Here is a 5,831-nt window from a genome sequence, read left to right as displayed (position 1 = left end):
GCGCGATGCAAGCGTACTCGCCTGGCTCGACACGCTTTGAAATAATGTGAAGGAACGTGGGCAGGAAACCCCAGAACTCAGCCAATCTGGCCGCCTTCCTTCACATTATCGACACCTCGCGATTACTACGCGTGCTCAAGGCCGACGCTCGCGCGATTTTCACGCTGGCGAGCAAAGCGCAGGCGGCAGCTGACTGGATGCATACGCAGCAGCCCGAACAACTCAGCGTGGCTGCATGATGGCACCTGCGGTGGATGCCTCAGGCATTCGCCGCAGGAGCGCCGTGAGCCGATCCTCTGCGCTTCGGGCGCGGTGCAACAGCGTCAGGTTCTCGCTGGCGAGTTCGCGCCGCTCCTCGGCGTGACGCCGGGCATCGGCCCTGAGGTGCGTCAGCTCGGTCTCGAGCGTGGCGATGCGCGCTGCCAGGTCGCGTGCGGGCGTGCCTGGTCCTGCCGCAGCTTCGATCTCGTCGAGGATGTCCCGATGGCTCGTATAGAGCGGATTGCGACTGCGTCCCGCTTCGCGCGCGACCGAAGTCGGCGTGATCTTCACCACGCGTCCCGCATGGTCGGCGTGGCGCCCTTCGCCGCGCACCAGCCTCGCCAGCGCCGCCCGGTAGCTCCTTGCCGCGGATTGCCAGCGCTGCCCCTGATCATCCTTGCCCATCGTCATCTCCGATTTGCGTGAGCACCCGCTCGCATTGTCCGATCGCCTCATTGAGCACGGCCGCCGTCATCGGATTGGCCTCCGGCAACAGCGCAGCATTGCGTCTCCGGCGATCCCGCCAGTAGGCTCCGTGCTTCGCTTCGATCACCATGTTGGCGCATGAGAGGCAGACCGCCGGCGCTCGTCCGACCTCATTCGGTTGCAGTTCGCCGCCGCAGCGGGAGGTCTCCTGCTGGAACACGCACCAGCCATAGTCGCAGGCATGGATGCGAAGATCAGTCTCCTTGAGGATGAACGCAACATAGTCTCGGCGTACCTGTTCTCCCGCGCGGCCGCGGAACCGGGCGTTTCCGGCGACGATACGTTCGCCCATCTTGCCGCCGAGCCGTTTCGCGGCGAGCAGGCGATCGAGGGCGGCTGCGGTTTCGGCGCGGGCTTCGTGGTCGATGAGGCCATGCAGGTCGAAGTCGTTGCCGACGTAGCCCCGCGCGGTCATGGCAACGGAAGCATGCTTGAAGTGCTCGGCCAGGCCCAGAAGCTGGGTACGGTCGCGCCTGGCAATAAACCGGGCAAAGGTCTTACGGAACTGGTGCGTGCTGAACCTCCAGGGTTTCCCATCATGATCGGGGATGCCGACATGCCGCGCAAAGTCATTGATGCGCCAGGCGATATGCATGTGCGTCACCGGCACGATTTGGCCATACTGCGTGTTCTTCACCAGGAACAGATCGTCGCGGCCCGAGGCTTCGCGCAGCGGCGCGCTCAGCTGCTCGAGCAGCTCCACCGCGCGCACGACCGGTGCCGGGGCAACCCAGCGCTCCCTACGGCCATCGAGATCATCGACAGTCTTGAACAGCCGGGACACGACATATGCCTGATTAACGCCGGTTTCGCCGATCGGGTGATGCTCGATTGCCCCTGTTTTCATTGACAGGATTTCGCTGGACCGCATCCCGACGAAGCCCGCGATCAAGATATAGCACGCCTCGACGAGGTGGACGGCGGCGTGCCGAACTGCATAGGCGCCATCGAACCGTTCGCCCGATGGTCCGGCCAGCGATGCGAGCCTCAGCGCCGCTCTAACATGATCAGATGCCTGGCGCTTGCCGCGCCGCAGACCCTGCGCTCGCGCTTCGCGGCGGATCGTTTCGGCTGCGACGATCGTATCGCCATGCTCCTCGACCCACCGCAGGGCTTCGCTCAGGATTGCAACGGCCACGTCTTCGGGGATGAACGGTATGACGCCCTTGGTCGCCCTGGTGTGGCCGGCGGCCTCATAGGTCGTTTCCAGCGGCAGCGGATCGACCAGTGGCGCATCGTTCAGCTTTTCCCGCTGACGATAAAGGTCTTTGATCACGAGCAGATAGTTCGTGATTGTGGCAGTTGAGATATTGCCTTTGCCTCCGCCGGCGCGTGCAGGACGACTGCGCAACCATTTGCAAAGTTGTTCGACCGAAGCTGGATCGATCCCGGCAAAGCGCGAGTGTCCTTCGCATGCCATCCATTCCAGCAGCGCGCGCAGCAACATTGCTTTGTGATGGATCGACGCCGGAGACGAGCGTTTGCGCCCTGATGGAGGATGATAGTGCATCGACCAGAGGAAGTGCTTGGCGGCGCGGACAAGCTGAGCATGATCACTGTTCCCGATGCGCGTGTGCTCCGGCATGGCCAACGCCCAACTGAACCGCTTCTGATCCGCGCGGCGACCCGCAGTGCGGATATCGAGCCGCCATTCATCGTCGCCGAACCGGCTCCACGGGGAAAGCCGCGCATCCTCCCAGGATGGCGACGACTGCGTGAGTGGGTGGGGGTGCTGGTTCATTCGACTGGCGGCAGCTGTGGCAGTGACATCCTCGAAACTGCTTCGAGCATCGCCTCGCAGAACCGGGGCAGGATATCGCGCTCGAGGATTTCCAGCTTGGGTGCATAAAGCAGCCGCCAGCGTTCGGGAGCCATGGCGGCACGCGCGTCGGTGAGCGCTGCCCGCGTCGCCAGCAGGCGAACCAGCACGTCCTCGTTGAGCGGGATCACGGCATTGGGGCAGGTGAAGCATCCGAGCCAGGCCGTACACAGCTCGCCCTTGCGCTGTCCCTCGGCAGCGCCGGCAAGGGGATCGCTACAGATAAATCCGCCTGCGGTCGCGTGGCGCAGATCGGGAAGCACCTCCGTCCCGGGCGGGGACTCGACATCGCCCCGGACCATTTCCACAAACCGGGCTTGCAACCTGCCGATTGCCAGCGCTTGCGCCTTTCGGACGCGGGGCCGGTCCACATAGCGCTGTGTCGTGTCTGGAGTAGCATGGTTGGCCAGCACTTGCGTCTTCAGGATATCATGCCCGAGCCGCTCGTGCGCTAGTGTGAGCCCCGATGCGCGCAGCGCCGCCAGCGTCAGTTTGAGCGGCTTGCCATCGTCGCCCAGCAGGCCATGGCGCTCCACAAACCGCCGGGTAAGTTTCGTGGCCAGATAGCCGGGGATCACACCGACTCTGCGAGACCCGTGTATCATCCCGGTGAGGAAGAGATAACTCTGGTCGCGGCGTGGCGTATGCGACACCAGCCTTTCGGTCATAGCCAGAACCTGATCGATCAGCACGGGCACCGAGGAGCTTTTGTCGCGCAGGAAGCTGCGGCGCTGTTCACGTCCCGCGCGCCCCTTGCGCCAACTGACCAGAACCCTGCCTTCGAGCAGCAGATGCTCGCTCAGGCAGTCGCGCCGCATCAGCCTGAGGGCCTCGGCATTTGCAAAGGTTTGCGCGCCGATGGCGATCATATAGGCAACGATCGTATCCGGCAGCGCAAACAGCCGCCCCGCGATTTCGCCCATGCCACCATGGCGGATCATGGCGAAGTGGAGATGCGAGAGGCCCGCGCCCTTTCTCAACATGTCGCCGACTTTGGGTGGCACGCCGCCGAACCGACCGTCGATCACCGCGAGCATGACCCCGATATCGTCGAGATCGAGCTTGGCGAGGTCGGGTTCGGAGACAATGGCCTTGCGATCGACCCGAGCCAGCGCAGCGCGGCCTTCCTCGAACAGTGCCCAGGCTGTTTCGATGTCCCGATGGGCCGCCGTGAGCACGCGTTCCATTTCATCGCGGCTCAGTGCCTCACGCTGGCGCGCTTCCGCATTCTTGCGGGGGAACGGATTGAACGGGATTTCGAGTTCGGGGTGAACCAGGTCGGGCCGGTTGCGCTTGAGCCAGGCCATGTGCTGCTTGATGATCGACCAGACAGTATACCGTGACCCCTTGCTCCAGGGCCTCGTGCCGAGCCAAACGATAAACGCATTGAGAATGCCGCTATCGACGTCGCGCGTGGCTAAGATGGCGGAATCGTATTCGGCAAGGAACGCAAACCAGAACTTCAAAGTACGGAACGCTGAGCCTCTGTTGGCCGGTTGTTTGGCAGCATAGTGATGCCGGAACGCGAGCGCCCACTCGGCAGCCATCGTCGGCCGATCGAAGATCGAGAAGTCGAACGCGCATTCGAGCTGGCCGTCGGCATCTACGACATTGACCAGCAATGCGCCCGGATTGCCGATCAGCGGCTTCGGCGATGGCTCGACCCGGTAGTCCTTTTGCCGACGCGGCATTACAGCAGCGCCGCATAGAGATCGTCGACCGAGGTCTCGATTGCCGAGAGGTCGGTTTCGACAACGCGCAGGTATACCGCGGTGGTTGCCAGATCGGCGTGGCCGAGCAGCACCTGCAACGCGAGCAAGGGATTGAGTTCGGGATTGGCCCGGGCTTCGCGTTGCAGGAACCGCAGCATGGCGGCGGCGAAGGTATGTCGCAGCGCATGGAACGTCGCCGTCACACCCGCTGCCTCGGCGGCAGCCGTGAACATCGCGCCAACCCTGCGCGGTTTCATGGGCTGCCCCCGACAAGTCAGGAACAGAGCCTCGGGATCGCGATCTGCCCGTTTTGTCGCCGCACGACGGACGAGGACCGCCCGCTCTTCCCGCACATAGGCACGGGTACGATCGACCAGCGGGGCCGGTGGATATATTATTCGCGACCGCCCACCCTTGGTTTCGTCGATCTGCACTGGCACCATCGGTTCACTGCCGGCCCCTTTCAGATGACGCACGGTCAGGCCCGCCACTTCCATCCGACGGATTCCCGTAGTCACTGCCCATTCAACGATCAGTCTGTCGCGTGCCGGCATTGCGGCCATGATGCGCCGGATCGCTTCCGGCGCGAGCGGGCGCGGCAACATCGGCATATGCCGCACGGTAAGCTCGTTGGCCCGGATTCGACCGCCGGTGGCATCGACATGGGCCAGGAACGCCTGCGGGCGACTGCGCGACAACGCGATTTCCTGGCTTGCGAACGGGACCTGCTTCATCAGTCCGGTCGCCACGCTCCAGCGGTAGAAACGCCCTATGGTCCTGAGCCGCCCGTTGATTGTACTGCGTGCCAGCGGTCTGCCGCTGTCGCCACGGGGCCGGAGCATCTGATCGCGATAGGCGGCCAGTTCGCCAGGACCGACCTCGTCCCAGGCCCAGCCATTGGCCTCTAGCGTCTGCCACCAGTCGTAGAGAGCTTCAGCGTAGGTTCGCCAGGTCTGCGGGCTGCGGGTCCTGCCGCGCACCAAAGCAACGTGCATCAGCCATGCGCAGGCCGGTTCGACGAGCCGCATCCGGGCGTCGAGCAGCATCGGGACATTCTCCACCGATGATCCGTCGGGCCGGAATGCAGGCGTCGAGAACAACAGCTGCGCCATACCCACTCCCAAGATTGCAACCGGACAGGAAGGGCCCTCGGGCCCTCCCTGTCCGGCAGAGAAGAGGGGGCTCGGATCATGTGTCCTGCTTGATTGGCAGAAGAGGACAGAAAGGACACGTTATGGATGGGACCTACCACGAGCTGTCGCACTGGACCGGCCATGCCAGCCGCCTGGGCCGCGATCTCAAGAACCGCTTCGGCACTTCCGCCTACGCCGCCGAAGAACTGGTCGCCGAACTCTCCAGTGCCATGCTGGGTGCTGAGCTGGGGCTGCCGGTCACGCATCTCGACAGCCACGCGAGCTATATCGAGCACTGGCTGGAGTTATGGCGAGGTGAGCATAAACCCAGTAATCGCGAGGTGTCGATAATGTGAAGGAAGGCGGCCAGATTGGCTGAGTTCTGGGGTTTCCTGCCCACGTTCCTTCACATTATTTCAA

General features: G+C 63.6%; 5 protein-coding genes and 1 pseudogene. 2 read left to right on the top strand and 4 right to left on the bottom strand.

Annotated features, from left to right (window positions below):
• Positions 1 to 56: 56 nt before the first annotated feature.
• Positions 57 to 239, top strand: a complete 183-nt coding sequence (locus tag LQ220_RS24510; RefSeq protein ID WP_230190589.1) for a hypothetical protein — start codon at positions 57 to 59, stop codon at positions 237 to 239.
• On the opposite strand, the gene LQ220_RS24505 is transcribed toward LQ220_RS24510, so the two are convergent.
• From LQ220_RS24505 to LQ220_RS24490, 4 genes are read right to left on the bottom strand one after another with little or no spacing between them, the layout of a single operon-like run.
• Positions 223 to 666, bottom strand: coding sequence for a hypothetical protein (locus tag LQ220_RS24505; protein WP_066117763.1), 444 nt, complete (start codon positions 664 to 666; stop codon positions 223 to 225). The genes LQ220_RS24510 and LQ220_RS24505 overlap by 17 nt on opposite strands.
• A complete protein-coding gene (locus LQ220_RS24500) occupies positions 653 to 2,488 on the bottom strand; it encodes a hypothetical protein (RefSeq protein WP_039338224.1) in 1,836 nt (611 codons plus the stop codon). The genes LQ220_RS24505 and LQ220_RS24500 overlap by 14 nt, the downstream gene beginning before the upstream one ends.
• Positions 2,485 to 4,257 (bottom strand): site-specific integrase, encoded by a 1,773-nt coding sequence (locus tag LQ220_RS24495; protein ID WP_039338044.1) that lies wholly within the window; start codon positions 4,255 to 4,257, stop codon positions 2,485 to 2,487. Before LQ220_RS24495 ends, LQ220_RS24500 begins: the two co-directional genes overlap by 4 nt.
• A complete protein-coding gene (locus tag LQ220_RS24490; protein ID WP_039338042.1) occupies positions 4,257 to 5,390 on the bottom strand; it encodes a tyrosine-type recombinase/integrase in 1,134 nt (377 codons plus the stop codon). The genes LQ220_RS24495 and LQ220_RS24490 overlap by 1 nt, the downstream gene beginning before the upstream one ends.
• Before the next feature lie 137 nt (positions 5,391 to 5,527).
• Between LQ220_RS24490 and LQ220_RS24485 the strand changes: the two are divergent.
• Positions 5,528 to 5,719, top strand: a pseudogene (locus LQ220_RS24485) (zincin-like metallopeptidase domain-containing protein); the annotation flags it as partial.
• Positions 5,720 to 5,831: the final 112 nt, after the last annotated feature.

This window comes from Sphingobium sp. CECT 9361, from assembly GCF_918741285.1.
In the GTDB taxonomy this organism is placed as follows: domain Bacteria; phylum Pseudomonadota; class Alphaproteobacteria; order Sphingomonadales; family Sphingomonadaceae; genus Sphingobium.
This window is presented reverse-complemented; position numbering and strand designations above follow the sequence as displayed.